The organism is Streptomyces sp. NPDC020490 (assembly GCF_044335305.1).
Taxonomy (GTDB): domain Bacteria; phylum Actinomycetota; class Actinomycetes; order Streptomycetales; family Streptomycetaceae; genus Streptomyces.
Map to the genome: position 1 here is coordinate 1 of NZ_JBIRUY010000038.1, position 15,327 is coordinate 15,327.

The window sequence follows — 15,327 nt, forward strand, 5'->3', positions numbered from 1 at the left end:
TTGGTCGACAACCCATCTACCAGGAGCTTCACCTCTTCCGGAACATCACCCCCACGCCAACTGGTCAGCCGCTCAGCCAAGTTGGAAACGGCTCAATTGCTCCTGTTCGGAGAACTGCGGACAGGTCGAGCGGAGTCGAGGCGGAGGCCGCGGCGGGGGAGGCGCTGATCGGCCGGTTTCGGACGTTGCCGCGGCCGGACGTAATCGTTGAGGGAATCGGGCCGCTTCGACGGCGACACGGAATCCACGAGGAGAGCGGGACTTCCATGAACGAAGTGCACGTACGCATCGGCATCCATCGAGACTCGTATCACACCGACACCAGTTGCCCTGCGCTGAACGGGAAACCGGAGACGTTCGGGGGAATCGAGCAGATGTCCCGAGAGGACGCGGAAGCGCGGGGGCTTACGCATTGCCGGCGGTGCAAGGCGTAGCAGCCGCGGAGGGGCGGAGGGTGTCACCGCTCGGGACGGGGCCGCGTCGGCGCCGGCCACGTCAGGGCCGTGGCCACCCGTTGCCGTGGGCTCTCGATCGGTGCGGGTGACACCCGCACCCCGGCGATGCGGCCGTCACCGGCGGTCGCTGCGCGGGCTCGGGGCGGTGGCGTGTCGTACGGCCGGCGGGAGTGGGGGCGTGGTGCCGGAGCGTGTGATTGCCGGTGGAGGGACGGGAAAGGCCGTCATCGGTGCGGGTGCCGGTTTTCAGACCTGGGTTATCGATTTCCAGACGGAACCACTTGGCGCTCTTTACAGATGTACTCGGCATTGATCAAGAATGATCGGGAAGTCTGAGGGCGGATTCACTGCTTGGTGCTGCTGAGCACACCGCTCACGTTCAGCACCTCGTGACATCCCTGTGCCCGGCGACCGGTGGCCGGAGTGCCCGGCTTGGCGCAGGTCACCTCGATGGTCACGGTGTCGTTCGCGGGGATCTTGATGGGGGTGACCCAGTGGTAGTCCTGATTGCGGAAGGTCTCCAGGGCGATTGTGGTGATCTTGCGGTCGCCGAAGGTGATCGTCAATACCCCTTCGTCACCCTGGAAGTTGGCGACAACGATGTCCGTTACGCCGAATACGCTCTCTTCCGGAACCTTGTAGGTACCGGTCCTGGTCTCCCCGCCGGCCGTCTTCAGATCGATGGTCGCCGAACTCTGCTGACCGCCGCCGACCGTGGTGCCGTCGCCGGTCGCGGTGCCGTCGCCGCCCGATCCGGACCCCGGACCCTGGCCCGATCCCTGGGCGCCGGGCGATGCGGTCGCACCGCCGCCGGAACCGACGCCGGGCTGCTGCCCGTTGCCGCCCTGCTCCCCGGCGGGCGTGGGGCGCGGCTGCACCGCCTCGTTGGCCGCCTCCTTCGCGGCGCTGCGCACCGCCGGACGGACCAGCGCGAACCAGGCGAGCAGCAGCGCGAGCAGCGCCGCCAGCAGGGCGAGCAGCCACTTGGGGAAGATGGGTATCTGGACGAACTCCGCGTCCAGCGGCGGCCGGTGGACCGTCTCGTCCGGCCGGTCCCCCTCCCGGTCCCCGGTCTCGGCGGTGTCCACCGTGAACGGCCACACCGCCGGGGCGCCGAACCACACCGGCTTGCCCGTACGGACCCGCAGCCCGACCTCGGCCGACTCGCCGGGCTCCAGCTTCGGCTCGGCCGGGCTGAAGGCGAACGCCAGCTCCTCGCCCGCCTGGCCGGGCGTGAAGCCCACCTGGACCGGGGTGTTGCCCCCGTTGCGCACCGCCAGCCGGTAGCGGCCGCGCAGCCAGCCGCGCCGGCGGCGCGGGAGCAGCTCGGTGCGCAGCTCGTGGAACTCCGCCACGTGCACCGTGGTCTCGGGGACCCGTACCGCCTCGGGGTGCTCCGTCGGCAGGACCCGTACCGCGAGGGGCATCTCGCCGGCCCGGATCTCCGGGGAGCGCGGCGGTTCCAGCCGGATCGTCACCGTCTCGGAAGTGCCGGGGTAGAGGGAGACCCGTGCGGGTTCCACGGTGGTCCAGGAGGCGCAGTCCCCGACGACCTCCAGGCTGTAGGCCTCGACGATGTCGCTGTCGTTGCGGACAGTCAGACTGGTCGTGGCGGTGCCGCCCGGGACCACCGTCACGACCGGGATGTCGAGTCCGGGCGCACCGGGACCGGAAGAGGCTGCAGAAGGCGTCACGGCACCACCGTAGGAACACCGGCGGGTGTACGCCGAGGGGCGCGAGGGCAACGTCCGGGCAGTCGTGGTGCCTGCACAGCCACCGTCAACTAATCCTCAGTACCGACCTGTTGAAGTCGTGCGAGGGGCTCCCGTGCGCCGCCTTCCGGCGCTTGGCGGGCCCAGCGATCCTGTCCCACGAACTCCGGACAGGTACCCCCCCGAACCTTGCACAGAGGAGAACAGCCGCGCCATGTCCGCCCCCACGTCATACGAGTCCGCAACCACCGGCTTAGCGCACTGGGCCTCTCGCACCGGCCGGCCGGAGCGGGTGACCGTGGCCCTCTACGCCGCCGATCCCGTCCTGCGCGTCGGCGTCGTGCAGCAGTTGCGCCAGCGCCCCGAGGTCGACCTGCTCACCGAAGCCGCCGCCGAGGAGGCCCAGGTGTCGCTGGTGGTCGTGGACAACGTCGACGACGACGTGGCCGAGCTGCTGAACCGGCTGCGGCTCAACTCCTCCACCCGCGTGGGCCTCGTGGTGAGCACCCTCGGCTCCGACGCCCTGCAACGCGTCATCGAGTGCGGCGTCGCGGCGGTACTGCGACGCGGCGAGGCCGACCAGGACCGGCTGGCCCACCTGGTGCTGGCGACCGCCAACGGCGAGGGCGTGCTCCCCGGCGACCTGCTGGGCAAGCTGCTCAGCCACGTCGGCGCCGCTCAGCGCTCGCCGCTCGATCCGCGGGGCCTGTCCCTGTCCACGCTGACCACACGGGAGGCGGACATGCTGCGCCTGGTGTCGGAGGGCCTGGACACCGCGGAGATAGCCCGCAAGACCGCGTACTCCGAACGGACCGTCAAGAACGTCCTGCACGAGATCATCACCCGCCTCCAACTCCGCAACCGGGCGCACGCGGTGGGCTACGCGCTGCGGAACGGGCTCATCTGAGACGTCGGGGACGAGAGCCAGGTGCGCCTGCGCTGCCCGAAAACACACCGCTCGTTTCCCCCGGCACGGCCCCGCCGCCCTGCCGCGTCGCGCGCGGCCGTCGCAGGGTGGCGGGGGCACATCCACGTGCCGCAGCAGACCGCGAGGGGGATCTCGATGGGAACCGGTGGCCCCGGCGGGCGGTACCGCCCGGGGAGACTCGGCATGGCGTTGCTGCTGCTCGTCCCGCTGCTGGCGGTGGCGGGGGCATCCGGGCAGGGCAGCGCCGAGTCCGCACCGCGGGCCGCGGCGGCAGGCAGCGCGGAAACCCGGATCGCCTACGCCGGCACCCGGCACCGCAGCCTCGGCCGGGTGACCGGCAGCACCACCAGCACCCCGCTGTTCGGCGCGGGCCCGGCCCACCAGGACGTCCAGCCGTCCGCCCTCGGCGACCAGACGGTCTTCGCGAGCCTCCGCGACGAACGGACCCCGCAGATCTATCTGCGGTCCGCCGACGGTTCCGTACGGCGTCTGACCGGCGGCATGGACGCCGCGCACCCCCGCCTGACCCCGGACGGCAAGTCCGTGGTCTTCGACGCGGCCGAGCCGGGCGGCCCGGGCGGCGGGACCCAGCGCGACCTGTGGCTGGTGCGCACCGACGGCACCGGCCTGACGCGGCTCACCGACACCCCCGCGAACGAGGAGTGCCCGACGGTCTCCCCGGACGGGCGGCGGCTGGCGTACGCGAGCGACACCGATGCCCTGGCCGGTGAGCAGATCTACGTACGGCCGCTGGCCGGCGGCACCGTCATCCGGGTCACCGACCCCGCGAACGGCACGGCCGCCGACCCGGTGTGGAACCCGGTGAACGACGCCACCCACAAGGACCTGATCGCGTACACGGCCGCCGCGCCCGGGCAGTCCGGCCCCAGGCTGCGGGTGACCGACGGGACCACCGACGGGCCGCTGCTGGCGGGTGAGCAGGCGGGCTGGCGTACGCACGGGGCAGCCTGGTTGCCCGACGGGGACGGTGTGCTGTTCCTCAGCCCCGACCGCACGTGTTCCTGCGAGGGCGACTGGGACCATGTGTTCCGGGTGCCCGCGCATTCCGCCGACACCCCCTCGGTGGTGCTCAGCGAGGACCGGGAGGTCTCCTCGGTCACCTGGCTCGGTCCGCTCGACGGCGGCAGCGCGGTGGTCGAGCGCGTCTCGGCGTCCGGCCCGCACGTGGTGACGCTGCAGGACGCCCGGTCGGACGGCTCCGACCCGCGCGATCTGGGGCTGACGATCCTCGAGGAGGACCCGGCGGCCGACACCCACACCGATCCCGCCCAGGACCCGCTGTTCCAGCCCGCGTCCGGGTACGACCCGTGGACCGAGCGGCAGAGCTACACGCCCGACGGCCGCCGGATCGTGGTGACCCGCTTCGAGGACGGCCCGGAAGGCCGTATCGAGCGGATCTGGACGGCGGACGCCGACGGCTCCGGCGCGGCGCCGCTGCCGCTCGCCGGACGTGGAGCGACGGACTGGGACACCGACCCGGCGTTCTCCCCGGACGGCAAGTACCTCGCCTTCACCCGGACCTCGCCGGGTGGCGTCGGCGGGCCCAGCCGCATCCTCGTCGCGGACGTGGCCACCGGCGCGATCACCGGGGAGATCACCCCACCGGCCGGGGAGCAGACGGGCCGCGACGCCCAGCCCACCTGGTCCTCCGACGGCAGGACACTGGCCTTCACCCGCAGCGAGGTGATCAACGGCACCGGCGGCAACAAGCACATCTGGACCGTGCCGGTGGCCCACCTCGACCAGCAGCGCGACCTGAGCGCCGCGATCTGCCCCGGCGCCTGCGAGGTCATCGACGACAGCCCGGCGTTCTCGCCCGACGGGACCGCCGTCGCCTTCAACCGCAAGAGCGGCGGCGGCCGGATCGACGAGCGCGACGGCATCCTCCTGACCTCCCTCACGGGCGACGACTGCCAGGTGCTGACCCCGGCCGCCGCCCGCGGCCTGCCCGGCGCCTGCGGCCGGCAACTGCCGGACACCTCGGCGACCGGCCCGTTCCAGCCGCGTGACGCCGCCTGGACGGCCGACGGCAAGAGCCTGGTGATCAGCTCGCGGGCCGCCGTAGCCGTCAACAGCCCGGAAAAACTGAGCCTGTTGGACGTCGAATCCGGCGAGCTCACTCCGCTCACCGGCAACCTGCCGGGCCGGCAGAAGGAGCCCAGCGTCCAGCAGTCCGTGGACCTCGCCGTGCACGCGCCCGGCAGCACCCCCCAGGTCACGGTCGGCAAGTCCGTCACGGTCGGTGTGGACCTGGTGAACAAGGGCCCCGCCGCCTCCCCGGGCACCACCCTGACCATCGTCCCGCCGGCCGGCGTGCAGGTCGCCGGGGTGACCTGGCCCGGCGGCACCTGCGACGCCGCCGCCTACCAGTGCGACGTCGGCGTGGTGCGGCCCGGAAGCACCGTCACGGTGAACGTCACCCTCACCGGCCTCACCGCCGGCGACCAGCCCGTCGACTGGTCGGTCACCGGCACGGTCCTGGACCCCGAGCCCAGCGACAACGCCGGCCGAACCGTGATCCCGGTGCGCGAGGCGACACCCCCGCCGACCCCGACCCCTACCCCGACGATCCCGATCCCGGTCCCGACCCCGACGGTTCCGCCCCCGACGGTGCCCGCCGAGCCGCCCGCGCCCGACGCCGGACCCGGGGTGAAGGTCACCGCGCAGCCGAATCCGGGCTACGTCGGCGGGCGCGTCGTGGTCACCTACACGGTCCGCAACGGCCGCAACGCGCTGGCCACCGGGCTGCGGCTGCGCATCGGCCTGCCCGCGGGCATCCCCGACAACGGCCCGCCGGAGGGCTGCGACCGGTCCTGGGTGTGCGCACTGCCGGACCTGAAGCCGGGCGCGAGCACCGTCGTCCGGGTCGTCCTGAGCCCCGACAAGGCGCTCACCGGCCGCGTCACCGGCGTGCTCACCACCACCGGCACGGACGCCGACAAGAGCGACAACACCGCCCGGCAGCGACTGCGCATCCTCCAGCCGCGCATCGTCGCGGTGCCGGAGGTCGGCAAGCCCGGCTTCGTCACCTCCGTGCGCGGCAAGGACTTCCCGCCGGGAGCGCCGGTGCGGTTCACCTGGAAGCCGGGGATCACCGCGGCGGCGGCGCCGACGGTCCCCGGTCCCGACGGCACGTTCATCGGCCAGCTGCTCATCCTCGCCAAGGACCAGACCGGGCCGCGCGTCATCACCGCCAAGGGCCCCGGCTTCTCGCCCGTGAAGACCGACTTCCTGGTGGTCAGCGGAAGCATCCAGCCGCCCGACGAGGTGACCCGCCGATGATCCACGAGGTGGACGAGGGGCTGCGCCGGCTGCTCGGCGAGTCCGGGCTGGAGGCGTCGGGCGTCGAGGTGGTCTTCGACGCCCCCACCCGGGACTGGGCGGCCCGCCGCAGCGCCCCCACCGTCTGCGTCTTCCTCTACGACATCCGGGAGGACGCCACCCGGCGCGGCAGCGGCACCGGAGAGGTGTACGACGATGACGGCCACCTGGTGGCACGGCGCTCCCCGCCGCGCTGGTTCGAGCTGACGTACCTGGTCACCGCGTGGGCGAACCGCCCGCAGGACGAACACCGGCTGCTCTCGCAGGTGCTGGCGACCCTGGTGGCCACCGGCACGCTGCCCGCCCGGCTGCTCACCGGCACACTCGCCGAACTCGGCCTGACGGTGGCCCTGGACACCGTCGGGGCCGGGGCTGACGCGCCGTCCGCCGCCGACGTGTGGTCGGCGCTCGGCGGGGAGATGAAGGCATCCCTCCAGGTACGGGCACGGGCGCCGCTCGCCGGGGTGACCAGCGCGACCGCACCGCCGGTCACCGAAGGCCTCGTCGTACGCTCCGCCGCCCGGAGCGAGGGCGGGGAGGCGACGCCGGGCCGCCGACTGCGCTACCGGGAGGCGACCGACCCGGGCCCGGACGGCTTCGCCGGCCCGCGCGGGCGGGGCCCCGCCCCCGCCCGCCGCCGCCGGGGGGACCGCCAGTCATGACGCACACCGTCGAACCCGTGATCACTGGCGCCGTATCCGCATCCACCGATGTGGAACATGTGGAACACCTCTGGTCGCGGCTGAGGCTGGTAGAGGAACGGGTACGCCACGCCGTCGCCGTCCGTCGAGCCGCCGACCCCGACCCCGACGACCCGTACCGCGGCCAGTACCTCACCCCCGACGCGGCCGCCCGCATCCTGGACGAGCCGGGCGGCCTCGCCGTACCCGGGCACGAGCCGTGGCAGCCGCCCGCCGGCTGCCTACTCGACGGCCTCGCCCGGCGGTTCGGGCTGTCCCCGCTGGACCTGGACCTGCTCCTGGTCGCGCTGGCGCCCGACCTCGACGCGCGCTTCGAGCGGCTCTACGGCTACCTCAACGACGACCTGACACGCCGTAGGCCCACGGTCGGGCTGGCCCTGGAACTGTGCGGGCTCGCCGGGGCGGCGCCCGCCCGGTTCCGGCTCGCCCCCGGGGCGCCGCTGACCGAGGGGGGCCTGGTGGTCGTCACCGAGCCCGAACTTCCGCCACTGTCAAGGGTGTTGGTGGTGCCCGACCGGGTCACCGGGCACCTCCTGGGCAGTGCCCGGCCCGACGCCCGGCTCGCGGGGGTGCTCGGCGAGGCCCGCGAGGACCCGACCGCCGAGGCGGCGGAAGTCCACCGCACGGCGGCCGCGGTCGGCACCGGCGTCGGCCTCGTCCATCTGCGCAGCCGGGGCGGCGACGCGGCGGGGCTGGCCACCGCCGCCCTGCGCGCGGCCGGGCTGCGTCCGCTCGTCCTGGACGCGGTGGCGCTCGCCCGGCGCCCCGGCGACGTACCGGAACTCGCCCGGGTCGCCGCCCGCGAAGCCCGCCTCACCGGCGCCGGAGTCGTCCTCGGCCCCCTGGAGGCGCTGCCCGCGGAACCCGCCGAACGGGCCCGCACACTCGGGGCGCTGTGCGCGGCGCTGCGGGGGATTCCCCTGCTCACGCACGGCACCGTCGGCTGGGCCCCGGAGTGGGCGGCCGACACCCCCGTCGTCCTGAACGTGCCGGCGCCGTCCCCCGAGCGGCAGGCCGCACGCTGGCGGTACGCCCTTGAACGGGCGGCCGGCAGCGACACCTTCGGTGACACCTCCAGCGACAGCTCCGGTGACAGCCACGGTGACGGCTCTCGTGACAGCCACGGTGACGGCTCCGGTGACGGCTCCGGTGACAGCCACGCTGACGGCTCCGGTGACAGCCACGGTCACGGCTCCCGTGACAGTCGCGGTCACGGCTCCCGCGACGGTCTCGCGACCGGTGACGTCGAGGCGCTCGCCGAGGCGGTCGCCGCGCACCGCCTGGACTCGGGGCAGCTGCACCGGGCCGCCGACGTGGCGGTGCGCACGGCTGCCCTCGCGGGCCGCCCGGTCCGCCCCGACGACCTGCGCAGCGCCGTACGCGCCCAGAACGGCGCGGGGCTCGACCGGCTCGCCCGCCGGGTGGAGCCGGGCGTCGGCTGGGACGACCTGGTGCTGCCGCCGTCCACCCACCGTCGGCTGCGCGAACTCGCGCTCCGCGCCCGCCACCGCGAGCAGGTGCTCGGGCAGTGGGGGATGCGTCCCGGCGGCGGCCGGGGACGCGGCGTGATCGCGCTGTTCGCCGGCGAGTCGGGCACCGGCAAGACCATGTCCGCCGAGGTCGTCGCCGCCGAACTGGGCATGGATCTGTACGTGGTGGACCTGTCCACGGTCGTCGACAAGTACATAGGGGAGACCGAGAAGAACCTGGAGCGCATCTTCACCGAGGCCTCGGCGGTCAACGCGGTGCTGCTCTTCGACGAGGCCGACGCGATCTTCGGGAAGCGCTCGGAGGTGAAGGACGCGCACGACCGGCACGCCAACATCGAGTCGGCCTACCTGCTCCAGCGCATGGAGTCGTTCGACGGCATCGCGGTGCTGACCACCAACCTGCGGGCCAACCTGGACGAGGCGTTCACCCGGCGGCTGGACGTGGTGGCCGACTTCCCGGTGCCCGACTCCGGCCGGCGCCTCGACCTGTGGGAGCGCTGCCTGGGCGACCGCCTGCCCCGGGCCGGCGACCTGGACCTCGCGTTCTGCGCCGACCGCTTCGAACTCGCCGGCGGATCCATCCGGGCCTGCGCGGTGACCGCGGCCTACCTCGCGGCCGAGTCCGGCAGCCCGCTCACCATGCGGCAGCTGGTGACGGCGGTCGCCCAGGAGTACCGCAAGCTCGGACGGCTGGTCCTGGAGAGCGAGTTCGGCCCCTACCTGGCGGTGGCCACCGGCGCCTGATCACGGCCTCTCGGAGCGTCGGCCTGATCACGGCCTCACGGAACGTTGGGGTTGGCCGGCTGCTCCTGGCCCGCCGGCACGCGCGGCCCCCTTCCGCGCTTGACGATGACCACCGTCTTCATGGTGACACCGGGATAATTCGGGCCGTAGTAGGCGCCCGTCCAGTAATCGTGGAACGAGTTCACCGTGCCGATCGTGTAGGTCATGGGATCCGGGGTCGTCTGCCCGCTGCCCGCGAAAGCCTCCATGGTCACCGTGTCCGTTCCGTCCAGTCCCACGACCGCGGCCGCGTGGTACTGCGACATGACCAGGTCTCCCGGATCCATCGCGATCATCAGGTAGGACTGTCCGACCTCCGGACTGGCGTGGCGATCCGTCGCCCCGTCGAAAGCCCCCGCCCGCTCACGGTTCAGCTCGTCCGACGTACCGAAGGGCTTGAGCCCGGCACCCGTGCGCACGCTGCTGTTCAGGGAACCGTCCTTCAGCTCTCCCGCGGCGTTGTGCATGATCTCTTCCGCTGTGTGGAGGCAGTCGTCCAGGATCTGCCGGGCGAGCTGGTGCTCCTGGTAGTTCCCGGTGCCGAAGAGGTCCTGCGGCGGTGTGCTGGTCGCGCGCAACGCCGGGGAGACGGCGTCCTGCGGGGTTCCGACCCGTACCCAGACCGAGGTGGCGCCGGCGCTCGCGACCGCGAACAGGCCGCCCGCCGAAACCTTCATGGCCACCTGGTTCTGGGTGGCCTGCTCCGTCCAGCGCTGCACCGTCCGCCGCTGGACCCGCTCGGCCGACGGTGCGGACCGCTCCGCATCCCGGGTCGTCGGGGCGGCGCCGCTCATGACGCGGCGCGCGTTGCTCTCCGCCTCCCGCTCGAAGCGGTCGGAAGGGTCGGAGATCCTCAGCCCCGCACCGTTGTCCGTGCCGGCCACGGGCCCCTGGCGCTGCTGGACGACGTGCGTGAGTTCATGGGCGAGGGTGTGCCGGTCACCTCCTCCGTCGCCGATCACGACATGGCTGCCGGAGGTGTAGGCGCGGGCCCCGATGGTGCGGGCCGAGCGGGCGGCGGCGGCACCGGTGTGCAGGCGTACGTCGGAGAAGTCGGTCCCGAACCGCGACTCCATCTCCTGGCGCACCGGCGCGGCAAGCGGTTGGCCGGCCGAGCGCAGGACCTCGTCCACCCCGCCGGCGTCCGGCTGCTCCGGGGCGGGCGTGGTGCGTGCGCGGCGGGCGATCATGCCGGTGGCCGCGGTGTTGCCCGCGCCGCGCTGTGCCGCGCGGAGCGCGGCGGCGGTGAGCGGGGGCGGCACGGCGGCGTCGGCCGAGGGCGTCTCCCGCCGGGCGGAGGCCGGGCCACGCGCCGGCTGCCGGGGCTCGGCCTGCTCGCTCTGCGCCCTGGACGTCCGCATCCGCTGCCTCCTCGTCGGCGCACCCCTGCTGCGGCCCCCAGTGGACCGTGCGGGGCGGCGGACTTTCCAGGTCCGCGCGGGCACCGGGAGGGCAAGGACGGGTGACGCCCGGACGGCCCGCCGGGGTGCGGAAGGCAGCGGTCCTGCCCCCGTCCAGGTCCGCGGGTCCCTGTCGGCCCGGCCGACCCCCGCGCAGACTCGGCCTGGACACAGGTGACCGACCCGCAGGACGCGAAGGAGCGAGCATGCCGACGTACCTCACCCCGGGCGTGTACGTGGAGGAGGTGCAGTCCGGTGCCCGACCGATCGAAGGGGTCGGCACCGCCGTCGCCGCGTTCGTCGGGTTCGCCGAGAGCGGCCCGTTCCACACGCCGACGCTGGTCAGCAGCTGGGACCAGTACACCCAACTCTTCGGCGGCTTCACCGAGGGCGCCTACCTGCCCCTCTCCGTCTACGGCTACTTCACCAACGGCGGCGGCGCCGCGTACATCGTGCGGATCGGCGGCCGGGCCGACGACACCTCCGCCCCGGCGGCGGACGGCGGACGGCGCGCGGACCGGGCGGCCGAGCCGGTGGCCCTCGGCGGCTTCCTGGTCGCCGCCCGGCCGGGCGTCACCGGGGTGACGGTCGAGGTCGCCGACCCGGACGGCGAGAACCCGCCGGAGGACCGCTTCAAGCTCCTGGTCCGCCAGGGCGACCAGGTGGTGGAGATGTACGAGGCCTCCACCCGCAAGAACGTCAAGGGCTACCTGGTCACCCAGGCCCGCGCCTCCAAGCTGATCCAGGTCACCGAGCAGCAGGGCGCCGCGCAGAGCAGGCCCGCCGCCCAGACCCTGGCGGTGCCCGACGCTCCGGCCGCGCCCGCCGCGAACGGCTCCGGCGAGGTCGCCCGCCTCGACGCGGCCGAGTACGTCGGCGACGCCGCCGCCCGCACCGGGTTCGGCGGCCTGGAGACCATCGACGAGATCACCATGGTCGCGGTGCCCGACCTGATGAGCGCCTACCAGCGCGGCGACATCGACGCCGAGGGCGTGCGCACCGTGCAGCTCGCGGTGATCTCGCACTGCGAGCAGATGGGCGACCGCGTCGCCGTCCTGGACACCCCGCCCGGCCTGGGCGCCCAGCAGGTGCGCGCCTGGCGCAACGACGAGGCGGGCTACGACTCCCGGTACGCCACCCTCTACTACCCCTGGGTGCGCGTCTTCGACCCGGCCGCCGGACGCAACACCACCGTCCCGCCGAGCGGTCACATCGCCGGCGTCTGGGCGCGCAGCGACGCCGAGCGCGGTGTGCACAAGGCGCCCGCCAACGAGGTGATCCGCGGCGCTGTGGACCTCGAAGTCCGGCTCAGCAAGGGCGAACAGGACCTGCTGAACCCGATCGGCGTCAACTGCGTACGGGCCTTCCCCGGCCGCGGCATCCGCGTCTGGGGCGCCCGCACCCTCTCCTCCGACCCGGCCTGGCGCTACCTCAACGTGCGCCGCCTCTTCAACTACCTCGAAGAGTCGATCCTGTTGGGCACCCAGTGGGTGGTCTTCGAACCGAACGACGACCGGCTGTGGTCCAGCATCCGGCGCAACGTCACCGCGTTCCTCACCGAGGAGTGGCGCCGGGGCGCGCTGTTCGGCCGTACGGCCGAGGAGGCGTTCTACGTGAAGTGCGACCGCGACAACAACCCGCAGGAGTCCATCGACCAGGGCCGCGTCGTCTGCGAGATCGGCGTCTCACCGGTCAAGCCCGCGGAGTTCGTGGTGTTCCGCCTGGCCCAGTTCTCCGACAGCACCAGCCTCATCGACGAGTGACCCGCGGGTTCGGCAAGGGAAGGTGACAGACAGTCATGGCAGAGGGCGATGCTCTTTCCACCCACGTCTTCGGCGTGCAACTGGGCGGCTACCGGGTCGAGTCGATCCAGGAGATCAGCGGACTGACCGTCGAGGAGGACGTCGTAGAGGTCAAGCAGGTCAGCGACCGGGGCATGCAGATCATCCGCAAGCAGCCCGGCGCCCGGCAGGCCGGCGAGGTGACGATCACCCGGGGACTCGACAAGAGCAGCGAGTTCACCAAGTGGATCAAGGAGACCCTGAACAAGGGCGCCGTGTCCTCCGCACGGCAGAACCTCACCATCGAGATCATGGACTCCGAGCTCAACACGGTCCGGCGCATCCAGCTCATGCAGGGCTGGGTGTCCCGGTGGGAGGGCCCGTCGCTGAAGGCGGGGGAGTCGTCTCCGGCCACCGAGTCCGTGACGATCGTGTTCGAGGAGATCACCGTCGAATGAGGCGTCGTACGGTCACGGCGGGCAACCTGGACGAGATCCTCGCGATGACGGCGCCCGCCCAGGCCGCGGAGCAGGCGGCGGAGGTCCCCGCCGCCGCCCCGCCGCCACGGGAGGACCACGGGCTGCGCACCGAGTTCGAGTTCGAACTGCCGCGCGGCTACGTGGACGAGGCGGGCACGGTGCACCGGCACGGCGCGATGCGCCTGGCCACCGCCCGTGACGAGCTGCGTCCGCAGATCGACCTGCGGGTCAAGGAGAACCCGGCGTACCTGAGCGTGGTGCTGCTGGGCCAGGTGATCACCCGGCTCGGCACGATCACCGACGTCCACGCCGGGATCGTGGAGCGGATGTACGCCACCGACGTCGCCTTCCTCCAGGACTTCTACCGCCGGATCAACAGCGAGGGCCACACCCGTGCCGCGGTGACCTGCCCGCACTGCGAGGGCGGCTTCGAGGTCGACCTCTCGGGTGGGCGCCTGGGGGAATCGTGACGTACGCCCTTCCCCGGCTCCGGGAGGAGGTCGCGTACATCGCCTATCACTTCCACTGGCCGCGTGAGGAGATCCTCGACCTGACCCACGACGAGCGGCGGCAGTGGGTGGCCGAGATCGCCCGTATCAACACCCGCGTGAACGAAGGCGGTTGAGGACATGGCATGGCGGGACTGGTTACGCCGCCGGGCCGCAGGACACGGCCAGTCCGGCGCGCGTGCGGGTCGCCGGAGCGTGCCGGGTGACGCGGGTGCCTCCGGGCCGGGCGGTTCGGGGGCGTCGGTGGCCGACGGTCTGGGTTCGTCCTTGCTGGGCGGTCCGGGGTCCTCGGTGCCCGGTGGCCTGGGTTCCTCCGCGCCGGGTGATCCGGGTCCCTCCGGGCCCGCCGACGCGGGTCCTTCCGTGCCCGCCGACTGGGACGGGGGATGGCGCCGTACTGCCGCGCCGGAACTCACCGTGTCCCGCGCCCCGCTCGGTGTCAGCGACGGCCTCGCCTTCCGCGCGGGCCTGGCCGCCTGGCAGAACCCGTCCTTCGACAGCGGCCTCGGTCACGCGCTGCTCCCGGCCGCTCCGACCGGCCTGGTGCGCGGTGTCACCCGCCCGGCGGCTCCCCGGCCCACCCACACCGCCGGGGGACCGCTGCTGCTCAGGGCACTGCGGCCGGAGGGGGCGGACGACTCGGGGGACGGGGTCCCTGAATCCGGGACCCTGGACGGGCGGACGGCCGCCCCGACGCCGCCGGTTGCCCGCCGGACGGACTCGGCGGAACGGAAGGCCGGCTCGGCGGAGCTCGGCTCGGCGGAGGTCGGCTCGCGTTCGTCCTCCGTCGTACGGCCCTCCGGTGGCGGTTCCGATGACAACAGCGCTCCGGGTGAGGGGCGTTCGCGCGACAACGCTCCCCGGACCCGTGGTCTCACGCCCTCGGACTCCCCGGCCGTGCTCTCCCCGTCGGTTCCCGTAGCCCGGCGGGCCGCGCAGCCGGGCGCCGGCCCGGTCGTGTTCCCCGCCGACACCGGCAGTCGGCCGGCCGCCTCCACGACTCCACTCCTCCGACGTGTGGCGGTGGTTCCGCCCGCGGTCGCCGACGGGACCGCCGACAGGGCCGCGAGCCGGGCCACCTCGGAGACACCGCCCGGCGCGTCCGGGCCGGACTCCGGTCGTGTCTCCCGGGCGCCGGCCGCTTCCGGGGGCCGTACGCCCGCGGCCCCGGCCGTGCAACGCGCCACCGACGGAGCGACGGCAACCCGGCCCGCCCGCTCCGGCGGCGAGGCGTCCCGTCCCGCCGTCCAGCGTGCCGCGACGGAGGTGACCGGGCCCGAGCCCGCGCGGCAGGCCGGGCGGTCGGATGCGTCCCGTGCCACCGGCCCGACCGAGGGCCGACCGGCAGTCCGGATCGGCCCGTCGGGGCCCCGACTGACCGTCGCCCGGCGCCCGTCCGGACCTGTGCGCCGTGTCGCCGCGGTGCGCCCCTCCGCCGCCGCGGCGCCCGACACCGCCACCACCACTCCTGCTGCCTCCGGTACGGCGGCACCGCCTCGTACCAGCACGGGCTCCACCGCCCTCGTACAGCGCACCGCCACACCCGCGGGCAGCCGCCCGCCCCTGGGCGCCCCACTGAACGAACTGCCCGCCACGGCAATGCCGTTGCCGCAGGACGCCACCTTGACCAGTGCCGCAACCGGTGCCGCAGCCGCGTCAGGCCCGACGTTGCCCGTAGTCCAGCGCCAGGCCGACACCCCGGGGCCGGACGACGACGGTACGAGCGGCGCGAAGGGAACGACACCCG

General features: G+C 73.6%; 10 protein-coding genes. 8 read left to right on the forward strand and 2 right to left on the reverse strand.

The window, feature by feature from the left end; genetic code table 11:
- Positions 1–799: 799 nt before the first annotated feature.
- A complete protein-coding gene (locus tag ACH4ZX_RS31845) occupies positions 800–2,149 on the reverse strand; it encodes a hydrolytic protein (protein ID WP_398280357.1) in 1,350 nt (449 codons plus the stop codon).
- A 232-nt stretch (positions 2,150–2,381) separates the two neighbouring features.
- Between ACH4ZX_RS31845 and ACH4ZX_RS31850 the strand changes: the two genes are divergently transcribed.
- From ACH4ZX_RS31850 to ACH4ZX_RS31865, 4 genes are all read left to right on the forward strand, one after another.
- Entirely contained in the window at positions 2,382–3,074 is a 693-nt protein-coding gene (locus tag ACH4ZX_RS31850; protein WP_398280360.1) for a LuxR C-terminal-related transcriptional regulator, read from the forward strand.
- 204 nt (positions 3,075–3,278) lie between these two features.
- Positions 3,279–6,398: a hypothetical protein gene (locus ACH4ZX_RS31855; protein ID WP_398280363.1), complete on the forward strand. Its 3,120-nt coding sequence runs from the start codon at positions 3,279–3,281 to the stop codon at positions 6,396–6,398.
- A complete protein-coding gene (locus tag ACH4ZX_RS31860) occupies positions 6,395–7,099 on the forward strand; it encodes a DUF4255 domain-containing protein (protein ID WP_398280366.1) in 705 nt (234 codons plus the stop codon). Before ACH4ZX_RS31855 ends, ACH4ZX_RS31860 begins: the two co-directional genes overlap by 4 nt.
- Entirely contained in the window at positions 7,096–9,372 is a 2,277-nt protein-coding gene (locus ACH4ZX_RS31865) for an AAA family ATPase (RefSeq protein WP_398280369.1), read from the forward strand. The genes ACH4ZX_RS31860 and ACH4ZX_RS31865 overlap by 4 nt, the downstream gene beginning before the upstream one ends.
- Positions 9,373–9,407: 35 nt before the next feature.
- Here ACH4ZX_RS31865 and ACH4ZX_RS31870 read toward each other — a convergent pair whose 3' ends face one another.
- Positions 9,408–10,772, reverse strand: a complete 1,365-nt coding sequence (locus ACH4ZX_RS31870; protein WP_398280372.1) for a DUF4157 domain-containing protein — start codon at positions 10,770–10,772, stop codon at positions 9,408–9,410.
- A 245-nt stretch (positions 10,773–11,017) separates the two neighbouring features.
- On the opposite strand from ACH4ZX_RS31870, the gene ACH4ZX_RS31875 reads away from it, so the two are divergent.
- Genes ACH4ZX_RS31875 through ACH4ZX_RS31890 form a run of 4 tightly spaced genes read left to right on the forward strand, consistent with a single transcriptional unit; the run spans position 11,018 to position 13,696 of the window.
- Positions 11,018–12,574 carry a phage tail sheath family protein gene (locus ACH4ZX_RS31875; RefSeq protein ID WP_398280375.1) on the forward strand — a complete coding sequence of 519 codons (1,557 nt, stop codon included), beginning with the start codon at positions 11,018–11,020 and terminating at the stop codon, positions 12,572–12,574.
- A 35-nt stretch (positions 12,575–12,609) separates the two neighbouring features.
- Complete coding sequence (locus ACH4ZX_RS31880; protein WP_360755528.1) at positions 12,610–13,050, forward strand: phage tail protein; 441 nt, start codon at positions 12,610–12,612, stop codon at positions 13,048–13,050.
- Complete coding sequence (locus ACH4ZX_RS31885) at positions 13,047–13,541, forward strand: hypothetical protein (RefSeq protein ID WP_398280377.1); 495 nt, start codon at positions 13,047–13,049, stop codon at positions 13,539–13,541. Before ACH4ZX_RS31880 ends, ACH4ZX_RS31885 begins: the two co-directional genes overlap by 4 nt.
- Positions 13,538–13,696 (forward strand): DUF6760 family protein, encoded by a 159-nt coding sequence (locus ACH4ZX_RS31890; protein WP_324786165.1) that lies wholly within the window; start codon positions 13,538–13,540, stop codon positions 13,694–13,696. The genes ACH4ZX_RS31885 and ACH4ZX_RS31890 overlap by 4 nt, the downstream gene beginning before the upstream one ends.
- The last annotated feature ends 1,631 nt before the right edge of the window (positions 13,697–15,327 follow it).